The organism is Pseudomonas sp. NFACC56-3, assembly GCF_900100025.1.
In the GTDB taxonomy this organism is placed as follows: Bacteria; Pseudomonadota; Gammaproteobacteria; order Pseudomonadales; family Pseudomonadaceae; genus Aquipseudomonas; species Aquipseudomonas fluorescens_AA.
In genome coordinates, this window is the sequence record NZ_FMTK01000040.1 from 1 (window position 1) to 4825 (window position 4825).

Below are 4825 nucleotides of genomic sequence, written 5' to 3' on the forward strand. Positions count from 1 at the left end.
CTCCCACAGTTTTGATCGGGGCGTGCGCAAATGCTGCGTTCGCCACAATTTCCATGTGGGAGCGAGCTTGCTCGCGATAGGGCCGTGTCAGGCGACATCAATGGCGACTGGTGTACCGCCATCGCGAGCAAGCTCGCTCCCACAGGTATTCCAGTGTCGAACACCCTCCAGATAAAAAAAATTCACTCAATCCCCTCAATCAAAAGCCCTGGGTGCTCCAGCAAAGGTATCACCCCGCTTACCGCAGACATGATGGAACGGAGCACTTTGGGATTTCGAGCCGTCATCCGTCCGGATGCGGTTTTCCATTTGATTGTTTGATTGCGAACCGCCTGATCATCGTGGCGCGGCCAGCCGTATTAAGGATGAGTGAACAAAAATGAACCGAGCTTACCGAGTAGTCTGGAATGCTGTGTTGGGCGCGTGGCAGGTGGCATCAGAGTTGGTCAAAAGCCAAGGCAAAGACAAAAGCCGCAGATCCCTCAGCCTGGTCATCGGCGTGGGTGGCGGGGTCTTCGCTTCGGTTGCCACGGCGGGAGCCTTACCGTCGGGCGGCAATATCGTGGCGGGTAATGGCAGCATTCATCAGAATGGCAACAACATGGCCATTCATCAGGGCAGCGATAAGCTCGCGATTGACTGGCAAAGCTTCTCCGTCGGCAAAGGCAACACCGTCCAGTTCGTCCAGCCGGGCGCGGCGTCTGTCGCATTGAACCGCGTGTTGGGCTCGGATGTGTCAGTGATTCAGGGCGCGCTGAAAGCCAACGGCCAGGTATTTTTGGTCAACCCCAACGGCGTCCTGTTTACACCCAGTGCACAGGTTGATGTAGGCGGCCTGGTCGCGTCCACGCTCAACATGACCACGGAAGACTTTCTCGCGGGCAACTACCGTTTCAGTGGCAACAGCGCCGCCTCGGTGGTCAACCAGGGCAACATCAATGCCGCGCAAGGCGGCACCATTGCCCTGATCGCCGCGAAAATCGTCAACGAAGGCAACATCACCGCGAACAAGGGCAATGTGCTGCTGGGCGCCGGCAGTGTCGTGACGCTCGACCTGGGTGGGCCGGTGCAGTTGGAAGTGAAAGAAGGTGCGCTTCAAGCGTTGATCGAAAACGGCGGCGCCATTCGTGCCGATGCCGGCCGTATCCTGCTGACCGCCCGTGCGGCGGAAACCCTGGCGAGCACCGTCATCAACAACACCGGTTTGATCGAAGCCCGTTCCCTGGATATCGGTGAAAACGGCGTGGTGACGCTGATGGGGGATCAGGGCGGTGTGCAAGTCGCCGGGCGTATCGATGTGTCCTCCGATACCGGCAAGGGCGGCAAGATTGTCGTGACCGGCGACCGTATCGCGATCAACGGCGGCGCTGAACTCGACGCCACCGGCGCCAAGGGCGGCGGCGAGATATATGTGGGCGGTAGCTGGCAAGGCAAGGACCCGGCGATCAAACAGGCCAGCCAGACCACCGTTGCCGCCGGTGCCGTGCTCGATGCATCGGCGACCGACAACGGCAAGGGCGGTACCGTGGTGGCCTGGTCGGATACCAAGAAGCCGGGCAGCGTGACGCGGGTGGATGGCACGCTGAAAGCCACCGGCGGTGCCAAGGGCGGCGACGGCGGCAAGATCGAGACCAGCGGTGCCAAGCTGGCGGTGAGCAAAGCCGCCGATGCTTCGGCCAAGAACGGCAAGGGTGGCTTGTGGTTGCTCGACCCGGACAGTGTCACCGTGGGGCCGGGTAATGGAGGGCTGACGGGCGGCGCCAACGGACAAGCTGCCACGGTCGGTTTCAACGCGATCGACACTGCTCTGGCCGGCGGTACCGATGTGGCAATCAAGGCCGACAACACCATTCACTGGGACGGCGACTACACCCCGCAGGGCATCAGCGGTGATCGGACGCTGACGTTGCAGTCGGGGCACGACGACGGCGCAACAGGCCGTTATGTCTTCGGCAATATCTTCCTCAACGGTGACATCGATGCCAGCGGCGCAGGCAATGGCAACAGCCTGGCGTTGATTCTCAACGGCAAAATCGCGCTCAACACCGACGTCAGTTTGAAGAGCAACGGCGGCAATGTCGTGTTTGCCGGCGTGGTGGACTCCGATGCGGTGGCCAACAACCGCCAACTGCGCGTCGATGCCGGTTCGGGCTCGATCATCTTCAGCGACATGGTCGGCGGTAACAGCGCGCTGGGCGCTCTGTATGCGACCACCAGTGGCGCCGGCAAGACGTTTATCAACGGCGCAAAAGTCTTCACCCGCGGCGAGCAGGTGTACACCGGTGCGGTTGAGCTGGGCACTTCACAATTCCTGAACGCCGACTTCGAAAATGGCCTGGTCGGGTGGAAGACGTCCATCGACCAGTTCTTCACGGGCGTCACCGTGGTGGATGGCGTGGTCTCGCCAAATGACCCGACGTTGCCGACGACCTCGCCAACGAACGGCAATGCGCCGAGCGTTTCCCCTGGCGACCAGGGCAACATGAATTACAAACCCCTCACTCCGGTCGCCGCCGCTGGCCAAGGCAAGGACGGCGGCGCCGCGCTGCTGCTGGGGACCGAGAATACCTCCAACTGCCTCAACGCACCCGCCGGCTGCATCATGCGCGGCCCTTCGGTCGTGAGCGAGGGCACGGTCTCCCTGGCCGCCGGAGAAAAAGTCAGCTTCGATTACAAACCGGTCGCGGGCGGCGATACCTACGATGTCTTCGGCTACCTGTTGAACGTCAATACCGGCGAATACCAAATCATCTTGAATGAAACGGGCAACGGCACGGGCGCGGTGAATTGGCAAAGCCACACGGCAACGGCTGACAGGGCCGGCACGTACAAATTCGTGTTCGTCTCGGGCAGTTTCGACCAGACCGCCGGCAAGCAGGTCGGTGGCTCGCTGTACGTTGACAATATCAAGACCGAAACCTCGGGCAGCAAGGGCCTGCAAGGCAGTTCCATCACGTTCAACGGCAGCCTCAACAGCACCGACAACAACCTGGCCATCAAGGCGGACGACATCAACTTCAACGGCGGCGTCGGCAGTGTCACCGGCAATGGGAACATCACCCTTGAGACCAACACGCCGAGCAAAAACATCGCAGTGGGCGGCAGCACAGGCGACGCCCCCGGTTCGTTGGAACTGACCGGCACCGACATCAGCGCACTGGGCGACGGGTTCACCTCCGTCAACATCGGCGGCGCGGACATGACCGGTGACATCAACATCATCGAAGCGACCCGCATCAACGACAACCTCGTCCTCAATGCCGGCACCGGCAATATCCACATCAACGACCAACTGACCGTGGCCGACGCCCCGGGCACCGGTAACGATGACACCAAGCCGGCCCCCGTCCTGGTGTTGCAGAGCAACGGTGGCAAGGTCGACCAGACCGCCGGCGGCGCCATTGTCGCCGATGGCCTGGTGCTGCTGGGCGATGGCGCCACCCATGATCTCGACAACGCGGCCAACGACGTCAACACCATCGCCAGCGACACTGGCACGGTCAGCTTTGCCGATGTCGATGACCTGACCGTCGGCGTTGTAACCATTCCCGATAGCCAGACCCCGACAAACCCGCAAGGCGTGCCGGTCGCCGGCATGACCCAGACCGGCGACCTGAAGCTTGTCGCGGACACCCTCACCGTCGGCCAGGCCCTGATCACCCAGGGCGATACGAACCTGACCGCCGACGAAATCGATCTCGCCGCGAGCGTTTCCGGTAACGGCAGTCTCACCCTGCAGCAGAAGACCGATGGCCTGGACATCCACCTGGGCGGCAGCGATGACCCGGAGGTGACCGGGCCTGACGATCCGTTGGTGCTGTCCGGCGCTGACCTGGCCAACATCCAGGATGGCTTCGACAAGGTCGTCATCGGCAACGACAAGACGCGCAACATCACTGTCGACGATGAAGGTGCGACGTTCAAGGACGATCTGGCCCTAGTCGCCAACGGCGTCCTGGACTTGCTGGGCGATCTGATGCTCAAGGATCCCGAAGGCACCGACGAAGACGGCACCACCGGCAAAGGGCTGACGTTGAGCGTCGACGCGGGCAAAGGTGCGACTCAGAGCACTGGCGCGACCATTACCGCAGACGAATTGGCCTTGCGCGGCGAAGGTGACTTCCAGTTGGGCAAGGGCGGGCATGACGTGGGTGTCATCGCCGCCGATGTCGGCAGCCTGGCATTTGCCGGCAACGGCAACCTGACGGTGGGGACCGTGGACGGCACCGTGGGGATTACCTCCGATGAGGCGGTCACCTTGAAAACCGATCACGACCTGACGTTGGTAAAAGGCATCACCATAGAAAATGGTCCACGGGACGATACCAGCCAGGGCCAGACCCGTGCCGACGACATCATCACTTTGGAAGTGGCGGGCAACACCACCCAGTCCGGCGACGCCGGGGCCAAGCTGGATGCCAGCGGCCTGGTGCTGCTGGGCGGCAATTACGCGCTGGGCAATACCGGCAACGTGATTGGCGATATCGCCAGCGCGGCGGGCAAGGTCCAGTTCAACAACAGCACAGACCTCAAGGTGGGTTCGCTGACCGCGACCCATGCCGATGGCACGAAGACAACCCTCACCGGCGTGAACAACACTGGCGACGTCAGCATCGGCACCCAAGGTGACTTGGCGATCAACGAAGGACTGGCCACCAGCGGCAACGTGTTCCTCAATGTCGATGGCAAGACCACCCAGGATGCCAACGGCAACATCACCGCCGACGGCCTGGCCCTCAACGGTGGCGACTTCGAGTTGCGCAACAACGGCAACGTGGTGGGCGACATCGCCAGCGAGGCGGGCAAGGTCGCTTTCAACAACACC

The 4825-nt window shown here is 61.9% G+C and carries 1 protein-coding gene; it reads left to right on the forward strand.

Going from position 1 to position 4825, the window contains the following annotated elements; genetic code table 11:
• Window positions 1-379: 379 nt before the first annotated feature.
• A partial coding sequence (locus BLO80_RS28620; RefSeq protein WP_092341025.1) for a two-partner secretion domain-containing protein occupies window positions 380-4825 on the forward strand: 4446 nt, incomplete at its 3' end.